This window comes from Streptomyces antioxidans, assembly GCF_000968685.2.
Lineage (GTDB): Bacteria > Actinomycetota > Actinomycetes > Streptomycetales > Streptomycetaceae > Streptomyces > Streptomyces antioxidans.
In genome coordinates this window covers 83,052-98,274 of record NZ_LAKD02000101.1, presented here as the reverse complement: position 1 = coordinate 98,274, position 15,223 = coordinate 83,052, and the positions used below count along the sequence as shown (strand labels likewise).

Genomic DNA, 15,223 nt, shown 5'->3' with positions numbered 1-15,223 from the left:
CTCGATCGTCAAGGTGGACATGGATGTCTACGAGGCGGTCATGAGCCGACGGGCGGTGCGCGGGTTCACGGAGGAGCCGGTTCCGGGGGAGGTGCTTGAGCGGGTGCTCTGCGCCGCCGCGCGTTCACCGTCCGGCGGAAACCTCCAGCCGTGGCGGATCTATGTGGTGACCGGCGCCCCGCTGGCCGAGCTCAAGAAGCGCACCGCCGAGCGGGTGGCCGCGGGTGATCGCGGGGACGCGCGGGAGTACCCGATGTATCCGCCCGAGCCGGGCAGCCCGTACCGGGAGCGCCGTGCGGAGGCCGCCGAGCGGCGTTATGCCGCGCTGGGCATCCCACGGGAGGATCAGCGGGCACGCCACCGGGCCGTCGCGGCCAACTGGGACTGTTTCGGCGCGCCCGCCGCGCTGTTCTGCTACCTCGACCGCCACATGGGACCGGCCCAGTGGGCCGACGCCGGAATGTATCTGCAGATCGTCATGGTGCTGCTCCGCGCCGAGGGGCTGCACAGCTGTACCCAGATGGCGTGGTCGGTGTACCGCCGGACCGTCGCGGAGGTCGTGTCACCGCCGGAGGGGCTGATCCTGTTCTGCGGGATGTCGATCGGCTACGAGGACGCCACCGTGCCGTACGCCCGCACGGACCGGGCTCCGCTCACCGAGACGGTGACTTTTCTCGGTGGCTGAGCCCGGCCGCGGATTCTTACGCGGCGCCGAGGTGGTCCAGCCGCCCTGCCTTGGCGTTGCGTATGAGGGCGTTGAGGGCGGTGGGGTTGGTGGTGAGGATGGTGTCGGGTTCGTCGCTCTCGCGGAGTCGGATGGTGGCGTTGTCGGGAGCGGAGACGTAGAGGCAGGCGTTGCCTTCGGAGCTGTACGAGGACTTGCGCCAGCGTTGGGTGCGCATGCGTTCCGCCCTATCCCTTGCTGAGGTGGTCGAGCCGCCCGGCTTTGGCGTTGCGTATGAGGGCGTTGAGGGCGGTGGGGTTGGTGGTGAGGATGGTGTCGGGTTCGTCGCTCTCGCGGAGTCGGATGGTGGCGTTGTCGGGAGCGGAGACGTAGAGGCAGGCGTTGCCTTCCCCGCTGAAGGAGGACTTTTGCCAATCGCGAGCGGACAACTCATTCACCTTTCAGGGTGCGGATGATGCTCTGGATGAGATCGCGTGATCGGCTCTCCGGGAGCGCGACCGTTTCCATACGGTCCAGCACGACGCGGTACTTCTCCAACTGTGCTGCCGCGTCGAGGAGTTCGGAGCCATGCTCCGTATCGAGCTGTACGGTGTCCAGCTGCGAGACGGGGCCGGTGGCGTAAAGGATCGACTGGCCCGAGCCGGGGAACGCACCGGCCTCGAAGGGGATCACGACCACCTTGATGTGGCCGTGCTCGCCCATGTCCAGGATGTGTTGCAACTGCGCCCGTGCCATGTCCGGTCCTCCGAAGCGCATACGCAGTGCGGCCTCATGGACGATGGCCGTAAGCGGCGTGGGCTTGTCCCGGTACAGAATCCCTTGGCGTTTGATGCGATGCGAGACGCGATGTTCCACCTCTGGCGGGGGCAGCGTCGGGACGACCTGCCGGAAGATCTCGCGGGCGTGCTCGGCCGTCTGAAGCAGGCCAGGAATGTGGGCGATGTACGCCGTGCGCAGCGCCACGGCGTGGTGTTCGAGCTCGGCCAGGTCGAGCAACCCGGTCGGCAGGATCTCCCGGTACTCCTCCCACCAGCCGCGCTTGCGCTGTGCCGACAAATCGATGAGTGCCGCGATCAGCGCTTGGTCCGCGCATGAGTAGTTCCGCGCGAGTGCTCGTAGCCGATCCGCGCTCACACCCAACCGGCTCGCCTCGATATTGCTGATCGCTGTTTGGTTGGTGCCGAGCAAGCTCCCGGCCTCGGTTGACGACATCCCCGCGCGCTCGCGGAGCCTACGGAGCTCGGTGCCGAGGCGGAGTTGGCGTGCGGTCGGAACGCTTCTCATGGGCATCTGCCGATTCTCTCTGCTCATGCGCAACAGGCGTGTCACTCACACGAGTGGTATATGCACTCCTTTTCCGCTCGGGGGTAAATACCTTAAGGCACGCCGACTACGGTGTGTGCCAGGACACAGTCCAACTCCTCGCACAAACCGGAGACTTCATGCCCACCGTAGCCCCGGAAAACCCCTGGTCGTACTCGCTCCGACTGCCCCATGACTCCCGCGCCGCAGCCATCGCCCGCACTACCCTCCGTGCGGTGCTCGCCCGGCACGGGCTGGGCGACTTCACCGACCCCGCGACCCTCGTGGCGAGCGAGATGGTCACCAACGCGTACCGCCACACCACCGGCCCGGCCGAAATGCGCATCCGCGCCGTGGAGGAGGGGCGGCTCCGGATCAGCGTGTGGGACACCAACCCGGACATCCCGCCGCCCTTCGACAAGCCCCCGGCCCTCTTCGACCGCTCGTCCGCCCTCGCCGAGGCCGCCGCGAACACCGAGGCCACGTACGGCCGTGGCCTCCTCATCGTCCGGATCTGCGCCGACAACTGGGGCGGTTACGCGCTCGCCGACGACCTCTTCGGGCAGAGTGGCAAGCTGCTCTGGTTCGAGCTCGCGCCGCAAGACCCCTGCGGCGCCTTCGAGATCGCGGCCTAACGGCCGCCGGGCGTCCTGGCCGGGGTGAGCGCCGGGGGGAAGTCCAGGGTCGGCCCGTCGTAGGGACCGCTGTACCCCTGCTCCTCCTCCTCTTTCCGCTTCTCCTCAGGCCAGTCGGGGTCCATCGCGCACGGTGCGCGGACGAACCCGGTGAGCCGGTGATATTCCGCTTCCCAGATGACGTGGATTTGGTAGCCGCCGTCGCGCTCCGCCCGTACGCTCCACTCCTCGATCTGCTCGTCCTTGCCGCTTTCGGTGATGTGCCATCCCTTGGCCTTGAGGTGGTGGCGCACCCCGCGCAGTCCGGGAAGCGCCTCCGCCTTGTGCACCTTGCTCAAGGTCCACTCCTGGTACAGCCGGTACGCGCCCTCGACGGGCGGGTCGGCGATGCTGAACAGGCCGTCCGGATAGCAGTCGTCGTGCCCGAAGTCGTTGTTGTCGTTGACGTCGACATCGACGTAGGCGCCCCGGACCGTGCGGTCGATGCCGAGCGCGGCGTAGGTGTCCTGTGAGTACCCGGAGAGCTGGCGCGCCCGCTTCTCGGGGTCGACGTCGGGATAGGTGGAGTCGACGCTCGCGTACGCGAGCCACGCGATTCCGGCCACGGCCAGGGCCAGCGCCCCGGTGCAGCCGACGCTCCACCCATTGCGGCCCCTTCTCGCGGGCACCTCACTTTCGGTCATATACCGGACGGTAGGTTCCGTCCCGGGCGGTCCGGATCCGCCCCCTGGCTCAGGGCGGGCTAGGTACGGGTACTCACGCCAGGGCGGTGGCGGAGAGGTCACCCGGGTTGTCAGAGGGGCCTGACACGATGCGGGGTATGTCAACTCAACTCGTGTGGGTCCCCGCCACCCATGGCCATGAACTGGCTCTGGACGGGACCACTCTCAGATGCCGCAAGTCCGGTGGCCAGATGCTGCGGTCGGTCCCCAGAGCCGTGCGCGGCAGCTCGGTGGGCGAGAAGCTGTCCGAGTTGCGCGAGAGGCTGGTGCGGCACGAGGAGGAATGCCGGTCCACCGTGGAGTCCTGGCTGCTGGGGGGCGTTCCGGTGCCCGCCGCCCTGCTGGCCCGCGTGTGGCCCGACCCGAGCTGGCGGGCCGTCCTGGAGCACCTCGTGGTGGTCGTCGATGGGCGGACGGGCCTGCTGACGGAGGTGACCGAGGAGGGGCGTACTGCCCTGGTGGGCCAGGACGGCACTCCGCACACCCCACCGGTGGGCCCCGTGACCCTGCCGCATCCGGTCCTGCTGTCCGACGTGGAGAAGTGGTGCGAACTGCTCGACGGCCGCGCGTCCGCGCAGGGTGTCCCGCAGCTCGCCCGGGAGGCCCACCACCGGCCGGACGACGTCGACCCCGGAGCCACCAGCCTTGACGACTACGCCGGGGGCGAGTTCGAGGAGCTGCGTCACGCCACCGCCCGCGCCGCCCGGTTCGGCTTCGTCATGCGCGGCGGCTTCGCCATGCTGCGGATCGTTGACGGTGGCGTCGGTCTGCAGGCCCGCTACTGGCTGGGGGCCGACGATCCCGGCCTGCCCATCGAGACCGGACGACTGTTGTGGGTGGACGCCTCCGAACGGCCCGTCCCACTGGGCGAGGTCGGCCCGGTGGCCTGGTCCGAAGGCGTGCGCATGGCAGAGCTGATCCACGCGGGGAGGACGACCGATGGCGGATAACCGGATCGCGCTGGACGCGGGCCTGGCGCCCGCCGGTACCTCGGGCGGCGAGCCGGTCACCGCCCGCCGCTACACCCACCCCCTGCTTGGCACCCGCCCCGTGGTCCGGCTGAGCGGACAGGCCGCCGCGCCCGGCGAGGACCAGGTGCTGGCCGCCACCGGGTTCTCCGCACCCGATGTCGGCCCACCCGTGTCGGCCGGGCACCGCCAGGAGCCCGGCTACCCGGCGTGGGCCGTGCTCCACGACCCCGCCCACGCCGACGCGGCCCTCGCGGCGGCGCCCGAGATGGCGCACGCCGAGCGGCTGGCCGGGCCCAAGCCGGGACCCGCGCTCGACCTGTACGGAGAGATCGCCACGACGCTGCCGGACTCCCACCTTCCGGCCTACTGGGAACAGGTCGGCCGGGCGTTCATCGCCGCCGGCCGCCACCGGCAGGCCGCGATGATGTTCGGCCGGGCGCGCCAGGCCGATCCGTTCCTGCCGTCCGTCGATCCGGCCCGGCAGCGCGCGGTGTTCCTGGAGTTCGCCCTCGCCGGTGCACTGTCGGTCAAGGACATCAAGAACTACGTCGCGGGCCTCGGCAGGCGCGGGGGCGACCCCGTCGATGCCTACCGGGAGCTGCGGGAGCTGGCCGTCCGCCGTACGCTCGGCGGTCTGCCGCCCTGGCCCGACATGCTCAAGCAGCTCGCCAAACTGGCCAAGGCCGCGGCCCTCGACGTGGCCGCCGAACATCGGTCCGTGCTGGAAGCCCTCGTGGAAGCACCCGCCCTCTGGGGGGCCGCGGACGGTTTCTGGACCTCGCAGCGCAAGACCTGCCTGGCCGCCGTCGCCACGTCGGACGCGCTGAAGCGGCGGCTGGTGTGGCAGCTGATCGATCTCCCGCATTCGGACATGGACGCCTGGTGGGTCGCCTTCCTCGACGAGGCGGGCGCCTTCGACCTGCTCGGCGCGGACACCGCCCGGTGGCTGACCGCGATGCTCCGCCGCTACCGCGGGCCCGACGCACGTCCCCCCAGAGCCCCCAAGGAGCTGCTGGACCTGCTGCCGCGCCTGGCCGCACGGATCGGCCCGGCAGACCGCCCACTGCGCCTCGGCAAGGGCACCGCGGAGGAGTACCGCATCGACGCGGCGGTCATCGGCGGCTGCCTGGCAGCGGGCATCCCGGTGCCGGACCCGGATCCGAAGCTGCTGCTCGGGCACTGGTGGGAGCGCGACCGCGTCGATCTGGAAGCGCTGACCGCCGACGACCGGTTCGCGGACCCGTTGGTCCGCTCCCTCCTCGTAGACAAGTTGTCCGACGAACGCTGGCAGAGGGCGTGGACGATCGAGGCACTGCGGCCCCTTCTGCGCGGGATCGTCGCCGACCGGTTGAACTGCGCCACGTCCGGCCCCCTGCAAAGCGCTCTCGACGCGTTCGACTGGCTCTACGGGACGCTGTCCCGGCGGGCGGTGGCGGAGCTGCCGGACCTCCTCGACCGGCTCGCCGGCATCGACCTGGTGGCCCCGCTGACCACGACGCTCCGCGCGGGCATCCTCGACGAACTGGGCTGGGACGCCCTGGACACGGCCGCCAGTGAGCTGACGGGCGAAGACAACTGGTGCCGGGCCAGCTGGCCCGTCCTGACCGTGCACGACCGCCGCAAGGCCATCGCGATCGGCCCCGGCGGCCGGATCGCGGAGCACCGGCTGGTGGTGCCGAAGGGCGCCAGCCAATTCCACTACGACGTCCGGGCGATCTTCTCCGAAGGAGAGTTCCAGGTCTTCCACGCGGTCAACCAGGAGCAGAGCGTGTACTGGTCCGGCACGCCGGGGGAGATCCATACGGAGGAGGAGGCCTCGTGGAAGTGGCGGCACGGCGAGAAGACGCGCTCCGGCTACACCTTCCTGGGGCCCCGTGCCCGGCGGTTCATCGGCCACCGGCTCCTGACCGTGGGCGATCGCCGGGTCGGCCCCGAGGGCCACATGTTCCACGACGGCCGGACGTACTGGTGGTACACGGGCGTGGACCAGGCTTCTCGGGTGCCGCGCCCCATCGACCTGGTCACCGAGCAGCTTGGCGAGCCCGGCCTGCCCGCGTTCCTCGACCCTGCCCTGCTGGGGGAGGACGAGAGCTGGTTGATCGAGCATGCGTCGCTGGCCCCGGTCACCGCCGGCGCCGCCACCTCGCCCCTGGGCACCGACGGTAGCCACCTGGGCTTCAGGGTCGCCTACGACCGCGTGACGGGACGGATCCGCTACCACCGCATTGACGGCGTCCACGGCACCGCTCAGCCGACGACCGGTTCCCTGCCGCACGGCCGCTGGTCCGCCAAACCCCCCGTCCCCTGGGGGCTCCTCGACGTTCCCGGCTCGGACCGACGACTGCTGCTGGACGGCGGCTACGACGTCACCGCGCGCGATCCGGAAACCGGCGCAGCACACTGGCGGGTCTACATGATGGACCAGGACTGGATCGCCAACCACCCGTCCCCGATGGCCGCGGGCACGCGGCGCATGCCGCCGAAGGCGTTCTGGCACTTCCTGACGCCCCGTGACCTTCCGGGCTCCCGGGCGCTGCGGGAGATATCCGAGGACACCGTGCGGGCACTGCTGGCGGCGACGGCCACCTCCGCGTCGGCGCTGCGGAAAGCCCTCGGTTCCCTGCTGCCCGAGGTCAGCCACCCACTGCTCCTGGACGGGCTCATGGGGTTCTTCCAGGAGACCAACCGCCGGATACGGCACCGGGACCGGCTCCTGACAGTGCTCGACCGGCAGACCCCCCGACTACTGGAGGTTCCGGAACCGGACCTGGACGGTGCACTGGACGGGCTGATCAGCCTCTGCCCCGAGGGCACCGGCGGGACGGTCCGGCAGATCGAGCTGGCCTCGGCGTTCTTCGCGGGCGCGATCGACGGCGATACGGCCATGGCGCACTGGGCGGTCCACGGGAGCCGCTACGACTGGACGGAGCTCGCCGGCCGCATCGGCGGCCTCGGCATCCGCGCGGCCAGCGCTGTCACCCCCGCCGAGCACCGTGCGGCGGTGATCGCGCTGCTGCGGTTCTGGGCCTCCTCGCCCCTGAACGATCCGGCCCTGCACCGCGGCCTGCTGGACCCGGGGAAGGACGGGGACGAGGACCCTCCGGTGGCCCAGTCCACCGCGGAGGGCAAGCTGCTGCCGCTGGACATCGCCGCGCACTTCGGCGGCTGGGCCCGGTCGCAAGCAGCGGGGAACTACAGGATCAAGGCGTTTCTGCAGCGGGGCGACATGCCCCGGCCGGAGGGCTTCCTCGACATCCGACCGGTGGCCCGGGGCTGGGCCACCGTCAAGCGGCTGCGCTTGCTGGCCGACGAGTTGGAGCGGCGCGAACCCGTGCCGTTCGACCCTGACGCGGTGGCCCACCTCGCCAAGTCCGCCGACCTCGACCACGCGGAGGCGGCCCTGTGGCTGGCCGGCCTCCCCGGAATCGACGCCAGCAATGTCCGCACCGACAAAAGTCTGTCGTCCGAAACCCGCGCCGCCTTGGGGCTGAAGGTGACGGAGGCGGCCGACGCGTGCGAAAGGCTGGTGCGGGTGCCCACCGAAGCCCGCCTGGAGCTGTACGACGCGGCGATGCCCAACGACCCGGGACAGCTGTGGAACCAGCGCATGATGGCCGAGCGGCTGGCAGAGGCATACCGGCGGCGGCCGTCCGGATGACGGTTCCGTCACGGGAACGTGCCGTGGATGGAGATCAGCAGGCGCCAGACCTGCCGTGAGAGGGCGTCGGGCGCCGCGTCGATCAACCCGTGGAGCCAGTCAGCGAACAGGCCCGTGAACGTGGCGGCCACCGCCGAGTCCGCGGCCTCGGAGTGGCGCAGTCCGGCGCGTTCCCGCTCCAGCCGGGAGCGCGCCCGGAGTTCGCCGTGCAGCAGCTCTCCCAGGGGGCCGCTGCCGCCCGCGTGGAGCAGGCCCCGGTACAGGTCGGCGTGGTCGGTCACCGAGGTGAAGAAGTCCGCGAGCGCGGCCGGGGGTTGTGCGGGGTCGGGAATGCCGTCGAAGGAGTGCACCGCTTCCACGGCATCCCGTACCACCTCCGCGCACGCGTCCACGGCCAGCGCCTGGAGGTCGTCGTAGTGCAGATAGAACGTGGCGCGGCCGACCTGGGCCCGGCGGACCACCGAGGAGACGCTCACCTTCTCCAGTGGCTGGGAGGCGCATTCGGCGAGCAGCGCGTCCCGCAGCCGGCCACGGGTCCGTACGGTGCGCGGGTCCTGGCCCGCCGTCGGATCGTCAGTCACCCCGCGATGATGACAGCCGCCAGAGCGACCGCGCCCGGGGCGAGCTGAGAGAACAGGATCTTTCGGTTGGACGTGGAGGCCGCCCCGTAGGCACCGGCGACCACGACGCAGCTGAGGAAGAAGACCTGCGCCTGGAAGCCTACCGGGTCGTCCGCGACCAGGCCCCATATCAGCCCGGCTGCCAGGAAGCCGTTGTACAGCCCCTGGTTGGCCGCGAGCGGCGCGGTGACGCGGGCCGTCTCCTCGTCCATGCCGAAGGCCGCCCGGCCGCGCGGCCGCTGCCAGAAGAACATCTCCAGCACCATGATGTACGCGTGCAGCACCGCGACCGCACCGACCAGAACCGCCGCTAGAACACCCACCGTGAGCCCACCCTCTTCGCACGTCATGACCGCGCCTCGATACTTCCTGGACAACTGTACAGGAAGTATCGAGGCGCGCGGCCGGCGACCGATGGAGTGCGGCCCGCCGCGAAGGCGTCAGTGGCCGCCCGGGGCACCCGCCGTGGCGGGCGGGAGGTCGGTCTGGACGCCCGGGTCGCCCGCGTCCGCCTTGTAGTCGGCGGACGACGTCTCGTCCACGCCGTCCGGGGCCTTGACCGCCCGCAGGACCAGCGTCAGGACGACCGTGACCACCACGTTGAGCACGAAGGCGGTGAGACCGATGTAGCCGATCTCGCCGATCCCCGGCACATCGGCGGTGTTGCCGAAGTGCTTCTGGGCGCCGCTCGGGGTGTCGTACGCCTTCCAGGTTCCGTAGATCATGCCGACCGCCCAGCCCGCCAGCAGCGCCCAGCGGTGGAACCAGCGGGTGAACAGGCCGCCCACCAGGGCCGGGAAGGTCTGCAGGATCCAGATCCCGCCCAGCAGCTGGAAGTTGATCGCGACGGTCTTGTCCATGCCCAGCACGAAGATCAGCGCGCCGACCTTCACCAGCAGCGAGACCAGCTTGGAGACCTTGGTCTCCTCCTCGGCCGTGGCGTTCGGCCGCAGGAAGTCCTTGTAGATGTTGCGGGTGAAGAGGTTGGCCGCGGCGATCGACATGATGGCCGCGGGGACGAGCGCGCCGATCCCGATCGCGGCGAAGGCGACCCCCGCGAACCAGTCGGGGAACATGTCCTCGAAGAGCTGGGGGATGGCCAGCTGGCCGTTCTCGACCGTCACCCCGGCGGCGATGGCCATGAAGCCCAGCAGCGCCAGCAGCCCCAGCATCAGCGAGTACAGCGGCAGGATCGTGGTGTTGCGGCGGATCACCTCACGGCTGCGGCCGGAGAGCGTCGCCGTGATCGAGTGGGGATACATGAACAGGGCGAGCGCCGACCCCAGGGCCAGCGTGCCGTACGCCCATTGGCCCTCGGCCGGGGGTGCCAGCCCGCCCGCGCCCGCCTTGGTGAACTTGTCGTTGGCGGCGCTGAAGATGTCGTCGAAGCCACCCAGCTTGATCGGGATGTAGATGATCGCCACCGCGATGACGATGTAGATCAGGGTGTCCTTGACGAACGCGATCAGCGCGGGGGCGCGCAGCCCCGAGGAGTAGGTGTACGCCGCGAGCACACCGAAGGCGATCAGCAGCGGCAGGTCCTTGATGAACCAGTTGGTGTTCTCCCCGCCGCCGACGCCCATCACGTCCAGCACCGCCTGGATGCCCACCAGCTGGAGGGCGATGTACGGCATGGTGGCGAGGATGCCGGTGATCGCGACGGCCAGCGAAAGGCCCTTGGAGCCGAAGCGGCCGCGGACGAAGTCCGAGGTGGTGACGTACCCGTGCTTGTGGGACACCGACCAGAGCCGGGGCAGGAAGGTGAAGATCAGCGGGTAGACCAGGATCGTGTACGGCACCGCGAAGAACCCGGCCGCGCCGGTCGCGTAGATCGCGGCCGGGACGGCGACGAAGGTGTACGCGGTGTACAGGTCGCCGCCGAGCAGGAACCAGGTGATCCAGGTGCCGAAGCTGCGGCCGCCCAGACCCCACTCGTCGAGGTTGTTGGCGTTCTCGGCGGCGCGCCAGCGCGCGGCCAGGAAGCCCATGACCGTGACGGCCGCGAAGAAGAAGATGAAGACGCCGAGCGCGACGCCGTTCACTCCGCCGTTCATGCGGAGTCACCCCCCTTGCGCTCCCGCCGCTCGCGGCGGACCAGGACATAGGCGACCGAGGTCAGCACGGCCGACACCGGCACCCAGAGCATCTGGTACCAGTAGAAGAACGGGATCCCGATCAGGGTCGGCTCGACCTTGCCGTACGAACCGACCCAGAGCATCCCGACAAACGGGGCGATCAGGCACAGAGCGACCACGACGCGGGTGGGCGTCACGACCGGTCTCCTGCCGGGTGAAGCGGACGTGTCTGACATGTGGCGGGCTCCAGTCCCCTCGGTTCATCACCTGCGTCACTGCTGATCACCTGGGTCACAGCTGATCATTTGTGTAATGCGCAGGAAATCTAAGCCCGGGGCCGGGCGTCCGTCACTACCCGTCCGTATATCGGTATGAGAAAGAAAGCCGGTCAGCCGTTCGGGCGCTGCAGGCGCGCCACGAACTTGTAACGGTCCCCGCGGTAGACCGACCGCACCCACTCCACCGGCTCCCCGGACGCGTCCCGCGAGTGCCGCGAGAGCATCAGCATCGGCAGCCCCACATCGGTGCCCAGCAGCCCCGCTTCGCGCGGGGTGGCCAGCGAGGTCTCGATGGTCTCCTCGGCCTCGGCCAGCCGGACGTCGTACACCTCGGCCAGCGCCGTGTAGAGCGAGGTGTACTTCACCAGGCTGCGGCGCAGCGCGGGGAAGCGCTTGGCCGACAGATGGGTGGTCTCGATCGCCATCGGCTCACCGCTGGCCAGTCGCAGCCGCTCGATGCGCAGCACCCGCCCACCGGTGGCGATGTCCAGCAGTCCGGAGAGCCGGTCGTCGGCGGTGACATAGCCGATGTCCAGCAGCTGGGAGGTGGGCTCCAGGCCCTGGGCCTTCATGTCCTCGGTGTACGAGGTGAGTTGCAGCGCCTGGGAGACCTTGGGCTTGGCCACGAAGGTGCCCTTGCCCTGGATCCGCTCCAGGCGCCCCTCGACGACCAGCTCCTGGAGTGCCTGGCGCACGGTGGTGCGCGAGGTGTCGAACTCCGCGGCCAGGGTGCGCTCCGGCGGGACCGGGTTGCCCGGTGGCAGGGTCTCGGTCATCTCCAGCAAGTGGCGCTTGAGGCGGTAGTACTTCGGGACGCGCGCGGTGCGTGTCCCATTGGAGCCGTTGCCGTCGCTCTCGGCCGTCGTCGTGGCCGCCGCTGCCGCCGTTGCCCCCTCGGTGTCCATCGCGCGCCCTTCCGACTCCTGGTCCGCTGCCGTCACCGGCGTCCACCGCCGTCACCGGTCTTCTGAAGTATCCAGCGCCTCACATCGTGGCACGGCCCCGGCTCCGGGCGGTCCGCCGGTCCGGATGTCGGGAAGTGTCGGTCCGGTAACGGAGCCTCCGGTGACTCTTATACACCCTTGACACCCCAAAAGGTCTAGGCCAAAGTGCAGGGCACTGGTCTGGACCATTAAACCGCTGATCCGGCCTTCTGAGGAGAGTGTGCTGTGAAGCGTGGGCTCATAGCGGCGACGGGTGTCGCGGCAATGCTGGTATCCGTCGCGGCCTGTGGGTCCGACGGCGATGACAACAAGGCCGGAGCGGACGGCTTTAAGGGGCAGACGCTCACCGTCTGGGCGATGGACGGCTCCACGCCGGACGGCTGGACGAAGGATGTCAAGGCCGCTTTCGAGAAGAAGACGGGCGCCAAGCTGAAGCTGGAGATCCAGCAGTGGAACGGCATTCAGCAGAAGGTGACCACGGCGCTCTCGGAATCCGACCCGCCGGATGTGCTGGAGATCGGCAACACCCAGACCCCCGCCTACGCGGAGACCGGCGGCCTGGCCGAACTCGATGACCTGAAGAAGTCGATCGGCGCCGACTGGTCGAAGTCGATGAACGACTCCTCGGTCTACGACGGCAAGCAGTACGCCGCGCCGTGGTACGTGGTCAACCGGGTCGTCCTCTACAACAAGAAGATCTGGGCCGAAGCCGGGATCAAGGACACCCCCAAGACCCGTACCGAGTTCTTCAAGGACCTCGACACCATCCAGAAGAAGACCGACGCCGAGCCCATCTACCTGCCGGGCCAGAACTGGTACTTCTTCGACGGGCTGACCGTCGGCACCGGCGCCGACCTGGTGAAGAAGGACGGCGACAAGTGGGTCTCCAACCTCGCCGACCCCAAGGTCGGCAAGGCCATGGACATCTACAAGCAGTACCAGTCCTTCAGCGACGCCCCCAAGGACAAGGACGAGGCCACCCCGCAGCAAGCCGAGGTCTTCGCCAAGGGCAAGACCGGCGCGTTCATCGGCATGGGCTGGGAGGCCGCTCTCTCGATCAAGGCCAACCCGAAGATCGAGAAGGACATCGGCTACTTCACCATCCCGGGCGAGACCGCGGGCAAGCCGGAAGGGGTCTTCCTCGGCGGCTCCAACCTCGCGATCGCCGCGGGCAGCGAGAAGCAGGAACTGGCCAAGGAGTTCCTGAAGATCGCGCTGAATGACACCTACGAGGGACAGCTTGCCAAGGAGGGCGGCGTCATCCCCAACAAGGAGTCGCTCCAGGCGCGGCTCAAGGGCAACCCTGCCGCACAGGCGGCCGCCCCGGCCGCCGCGACCGGCGGCACCACCCCACTGATCCCCGAATGGGCCGCGGTGGAGAACGCCCCGAACCCCGTCAAGACCTATATGACCGCCGTGCTCACCGGTAAGTCGCCCGCCGAGGCGGCCAAGTCGGTCGAGGGCGAGCTGAACAAGCGCCTCAGCCAGGAGCGTTGAGCCCGATGTCGGTAGCGACCGAACGCCAGGACCCCGGCCCGGCGGCGGCCGGGGTCCGCCGGGGCGGGGCGCCGCCGGGCCCCCGCCGCCCGGCCCCGGGCGCCCGCGGGGGCGCACGGCTGCTCGGCGCCGTCCCGTACCTCCTGCTGGTGCCGGCGCTGGCGGTGACCGCCGTGCTGCTGGGCTGGCCGCTGGTCAAGAACGGCCTGCTGTCGTTCCAGAACCTCAATATGCGGCAGCTGATCCAGCACCTCACCGAGTGGAACGGGGTCGACAACTACCGCGAGGCGCTGACCAGCGAGGACTTCTGGCGGGTCACCCTGCGGTCGGTGATCTTCACCACGGTCAACGTGGTGCTGATCATGCTGCTTGGCACCCTGATCGGACTGCTGCTGGCCCGCCTCGGCAGCAAGATGCGGCTGCTGCTCTCGATCGGTCTCGTGCTCACCTGGGCCATGCCGACGATCGCCGCGACCACCGTCTTCCAGTGGCTCTTCGCCACCCGCTTCGGAGTGGTCAACTGGGTGCTGGACGCGCTCGGCTGGCACTCCATGGCGCACTACAACTGGACCGGCGGCCAGTTCTCCACGTTCTTCGTCATCACCGTGCTGATCGTCTGGGGGTCGATCCCCTTCGTGGCGATCAACCTCTACGCCGCGACCACCACCATCCCCGGCGAGCTCTACGAGGCGGCCGCGCTCGACGGCGCCGGCGGCTGGAAGAGCTTCACCTCGGTGACCTTCCCCTTCCTCAAGCCGTTCCTGCTGGCCACGACGTTCCTCGAAGTCATCTGGGTCTTCAAGGCGTTCACCCAGGTCTTCGCGATCAACGAGGGCGGCCCCGACCGGCTCACCGAGACCCTGCCCGTCTACGCCTTCGTCGAGGGCGTCGGCAACCAGCACTACGGGATGGGCGCCGCGATCTCGTTGCTGACCATCGTGGTCCTGCTGGCGCTGACCTCCTACTACCTCCGGATCGTGCTCAGGCAAGAGGAGGACGAGCTGTGAAGCGCTCGCCGCTCGCCCGGCTGTGGCCCAACGCGACCGCCGTCGTGCTCTTTCTCGGCTTCGTGTTCCCCGTCTACTGGATGTTCACCACGGCCCTCAAGCCGACCTCGGACATCATCTCCGAGGACCCGGTGTGGTTCCCGACCGGAGCCACCCTCGAACACTTCCAGAAGGCCATGGACGCCGAGAACTTCTGGACCCTGGTGGGCAACTCGTTCATCGTCACCCTCTCGGCGGTCGGTCTCTCCCTGCTGATCGCGCTGCTCGCCTCGTTCGCCCTGGCCCGGATGCGGTTCAAGGGGCGCCGCGGCTTCCTGCTGACCTTCATGATCGCGCAGATGGCGCCCTGGGAGGTCCTGGTCATCGCCATCTACATGCTGGTGCGCGACGGCGACATGCTGAACAGCCTGCTTCCGCTGACCCTCTTCTACATGGTCATGGTGCTGCCCTTCACCATCCTCACGCTCCGCGCCTTTGTGGCCGCGATCCCCAAGGAGCTGGAGGAGTCGGCGATGGTGGACGGCTGCACCCGTCCGCAGGCGTTCATCCGGGTGATCTTCCCGCTGCTCGCCCCCGGTCTGATGGCCACCTCGCTCTTCGGCTTCATCACGGCCTGGAACGAATTCCCGCTCGTGCTCATCCTGAACAAGGACCCGGGCGCCCAGACGCTTCCGCTGTGGCTGTCCAGCTTCCAGACCGCCTTCGGCGACGACTGGGGTGCCACCATGGCTGCGGCGTCGCTGTTCGCCATCCCGATCCTCCTCCTGTTCCTGTTTCTGCAACGCAAGGCGGTCGGTGGGCTCACTTCCGGCGCTGTGAAGGGATGATC

General features: G+C 69.3%; 16 protein-coding genes. 7 read left to right on the top strand and 9 right to left on the bottom strand.

Features of this window, described 5'->3' with window-relative positions; all coding sequences use genetic code 11:
* Positions 1-19 precede the first annotated feature (19 nt).
* Positions 20-685: a nitroreductase gene (locus tag VT50_RS30050; protein WP_046090201.1), complete on the top strand. Its 666-nt coding sequence runs from the start codon at positions 20-22 to the stop codon at positions 683-685.
* Between the two features lie 16 nt (positions 686-701).
* Here the strand turns inward: VT50_RS30050 and VT50_RS30045 are convergent, their stop codons facing one another.
* The 3 genes from VT50_RS30045 to VT50_RS30035 are packed head-to-tail and all read right to left on the bottom strand — an operon-like array spanning position 702 to position 1,975.
* Entirely contained in the window at positions 702-902 is a 201-nt protein-coding gene (locus tag VT50_RS30045; protein WP_046090202.1) for a DUF397 domain-containing protein, read from the bottom strand.
* A 10-nt stretch (positions 903-912) separates the two neighbouring features.
* A complete protein-coding gene (locus VT50_RS30040; protein ID WP_046090203.1) occupies positions 913-1,113 on the bottom strand; it encodes a DUF397 domain-containing protein in 201 nt (66 codons plus the stop codon).
* A gap of 1 nt (position 1,114) precedes the next feature.
* Complete coding sequence (locus tag VT50_RS30035) at positions 1,115-1,975, bottom strand: helix-turn-helix domain-containing protein (RefSeq protein ID WP_046090242.1); 861 nt, start codon at positions 1,973-1,975, stop codon at positions 1,115-1,117.
* A 152-nt stretch (positions 1,976-2,127) separates the two neighbouring features.
* Here VT50_RS30035 and VT50_RS30030 point away from each other — a divergent pair, with 152 nt between their 5' ends.
* Positions 2,128-2,622, top strand: a complete 495-nt coding sequence (locus VT50_RS30030; RefSeq protein WP_046090204.1) for an ATP-binding protein — start codon at positions 2,128-2,130, stop codon at positions 2,620-2,622.
* Here VT50_RS30030 and VT50_RS30025 read toward each other — a convergent pair.
* The gene (locus VT50_RS30025; RefSeq protein ID WP_046090205.1) at positions 2,619-3,305 is read right to left on the bottom strand and encodes a hypothetical protein; all 687 of its coding nucleotides are present in this window, start codon (positions 3,303-3,305) and stop codon (positions 2,619-2,621) included. The two genes, VT50_RS30030 and VT50_RS30025, sit on opposite strands and share 4 nt — an antisense overlap.
* Before the next feature lie 137 nt (positions 3,306-3,442).
* Between VT50_RS30025 and VT50_RS30020 the strand changes: the two genes are divergently transcribed.
* Both VT50_RS30020 and VT50_RS30015 read left to right on the top strand, forming a co-directional pair.
* The gene (locus tag VT50_RS30020) at positions 3,443-4,294 is read left to right on the top strand and encodes a DUF4132 domain-containing protein (RefSeq protein WP_240529370.1); all 852 of its coding nucleotides are present in this window, start codon (positions 3,443-3,445) and stop codon (positions 4,292-4,294) included.
* The gene (locus VT50_RS30015; protein WP_046090207.1) at positions 4,284-7,973 is read left to right on the top strand and encodes a hypothetical protein; all 3,690 of its coding nucleotides are present in this window, start codon (positions 4,284-4,286) and stop codon (positions 7,971-7,973) included. Before VT50_RS30020 ends, VT50_RS30015 begins: the two co-directional genes overlap by 11 nt.
* 8 nt (positions 7,974-7,981) lie before the next feature.
* On the opposite strand, the gene VT50_RS30010 is transcribed toward VT50_RS30015, so the two are convergent.
* From VT50_RS30010 to VT50_RS29990, 5 genes are all read right to left on the bottom strand, one after another.
* Entirely contained in the window at positions 7,982-8,554 is a 573-nt protein-coding gene (locus tag VT50_RS30010) for a TetR/AcrR family transcriptional regulator (RefSeq protein ID WP_046090208.1), read from the bottom strand.
* Complete coding sequence (locus tag VT50_RS30005; protein ID WP_107424922.1) at positions 8,551-8,916, bottom strand: DUF1304 domain-containing protein; 366 nt, start codon at positions 8,914-8,916, stop codon at positions 8,551-8,553. Before VT50_RS30005 ends, VT50_RS30010 begins: the two co-directional genes overlap by 4 nt.
* A 117-nt stretch (positions 8,917-9,033) precedes the next feature.
* The gene (gene mctP / locus VT50_RS30000) at positions 9,034-10,647 is read right to left on the bottom strand and encodes a monocarboxylate uptake permease MctP (protein ID WP_046090210.1); all 1,614 of its coding nucleotides are present in this window, start codon (positions 10,645-10,647) and stop codon (positions 9,034-9,036) included.
* Entirely contained in the window at positions 10,644-10,904 is a 261-nt protein-coding gene (locus VT50_RS29995) for a DUF3311 domain-containing protein (RefSeq protein ID WP_046090211.1), read from the bottom strand. Before VT50_RS29995 ends, mctP begins: the two co-directional genes overlap by 4 nt.
* A gap of 152 nt (positions 10,905-11,056) precedes the next feature.
* A complete protein-coding gene (locus VT50_RS29990; protein WP_046090212.1) occupies positions 11,057-11,851 on the bottom strand; it encodes a GntR family transcriptional regulator in 795 nt (264 codons plus the stop codon).
* 264 nt (positions 11,852-12,115) lie between these two features.
* Here VT50_RS29990 and VT50_RS29985 point away from each other — a divergent pair, with 264 nt between their 5' ends.
* From VT50_RS29985 to VT50_RS29975, 3 genes are read left to right on the top strand one after another with little or no spacing between them, the layout of a single operon-like run.
* Positions 12,116-13,387 carry an extracellular solute-binding protein gene (locus tag VT50_RS29985; protein WP_046090213.1) on the top strand — a complete coding sequence of 424 codons (1,272 nt, stop codon included), beginning with the start codon at positions 12,116-12,118 and terminating at the stop codon, positions 13,385-13,387.
* A 5-nt stretch (positions 13,388-13,392) separates the two neighbouring features.
* Entirely contained in the window at positions 13,393-14,394 is a 1,002-nt protein-coding gene (locus VT50_RS29980; protein ID WP_046090214.1) for a carbohydrate ABC transporter permease, read from the top strand.
* A complete protein-coding gene (locus VT50_RS29975) occupies positions 14,391-15,221 on the top strand; it encodes a carbohydrate ABC transporter permease (protein ID WP_046090215.1) in 831 nt (276 codons plus the stop codon). Before VT50_RS29980 ends, VT50_RS29975 begins: the two co-directional genes overlap by 4 nt.
* Positions 15,222-15,223 lie beyond the last annotated feature (2 nt).

Coding starts and splice junctions, on each gene's coding strand:
- VT50_RS30020 (WP_240529370.1), top strand. CDS start 3,443: ATGTCAACTCAACTCGTGTGGGTCCCCGCCACCCATGGCCATGAACTG.
- VT50_RS30025 (WP_046090205.1), bottom strand. CDS start 3,305: ATGACCGAAAGTGAGGTGCCCGCGAGAAGGGGCCGCAATGGGTGGAGC.
- VT50_RS30045 (WP_046090202.1), bottom strand. CDS start 902: ATGCGCACCCAACGCTGGCGCAAGTCCTCGTACAGCTCCGAAGGCAAC.
- VT50_RS30030 (WP_046090204.1), top strand. CDS start 2,128: ATGCCCACCGTAGCCCCGGAAAACCCCTGGTCGTACTCGCTCCGACTG.
- VT50_RS29995 (WP_046090211.1), bottom strand. CDS start 10,904: ATGTCAGACACGTCCGCTTCACCCGGCAGGAGACCGGTCGTGACGCCC.
- VT50_RS30015 (WP_046090207.1), top strand. CDS start 4,284: ATGGCGGATAACCGGATCGCGCTGGACGCGGGCCTGGCGCCCGCCGGT.
- VT50_RS29980 (WP_046090214.1), top strand. CDS start 13,393: ATGTCGGTAGCGACCGAACGCCAGGACCCCGGCCCGGCGGCGGCCGGG.
- VT50_RS29990 (WP_046090212.1), bottom strand. CDS start 11,851: ATGGACACCGAGGGGGCAACGGCGGCAGCGGCGGCCACGACGACGGCC.
- mctP (WP_046090210.1), bottom strand. CDS start 10,647: ATGAACGGCGGAGTGAACGGCGTCGCGCTCGGCGTCTTCATCTTCTTC.
- VT50_RS30050 (WP_046090201.1), top strand. CDS start 20: ATGGATGTCTACGAGGCGGTCATGAGCCGACGGGCGGTGCGCGGGTTC.
- VT50_RS30035 (WP_046090242.1), bottom strand. CDS start 1,975: ATGCCCATGAGAAGCGTTCCGACCGCACGCCAACTCCGCCTCGGCACC.